The organism is Acinetobacter sp. Colony158 (assembly GCF_019264745.1).
Taxonomy (GTDB): domain Bacteria; phylum Pseudomonadota; class Gammaproteobacteria; order Pseudomonadales; family Moraxellaceae; genus Acinetobacter; species Acinetobacter ursingii.
Window position 1 is genome coordinate 3,072,249 of record NZ_CP078523.1, and the last position, 522, is coordinate 3,072,770.

The window sequence follows — 522 nt, forward strand, 5'->3', positions numbered from 1 at the left end:
TATTCAAACTCATTCAGGCTGGGTCTACACTGCATTTATTATTGATGTGTTCTCGCGAGCAATTGTTGGATGGAAAGTATCTACACGGATGAATACAGATATGGTGCTCGATGCATTGGAGCAAGCATTGCACGATCGAGGCATGCCAAAGAATGTAATTCATCATTCCGATAGAGGTGTTCAATATCTTTCTATTCGCTATACCAATCGTTTAGAAGCAGCAAATTTACGAGCATCAGTCGGTACAACTGGTGATTCATACGATAATGCTTTGGCTGAAACGGTGAATGGCTTATACAAAACAGAGGTGATTGAATATTTAAAAGCAGATTGGCAAGGTTTAGCAGATGTACAACTTGCGACACTAAACTGGGTAGATTGGTTCAATAAAAAGCGTGTACACAGTGCACTGGGTTATGTATCGCCTTTTGAGTTTGAAGCAATGTACTATGATAAGATTAATCCGTTAGGTCAGGTGGCCTAACTTAAATAAAAAAGTCTCCGACAAACCCGGTACGGTTC

Annotated in this window: 1 protein-coding gene; it reads left to right on the forward strand. The window is 40.2% G+C overall.

The features are described from left to right. On the forward strand, positions 1 to 484 hold a 484-nt coding region (locus JR005_RS15305), incomplete at its 5' end, for an IS3 family transposase (RefSeq protein ID WP_218664824.1). Positions 485 to 522: the final 38 nt, after the last annotated feature.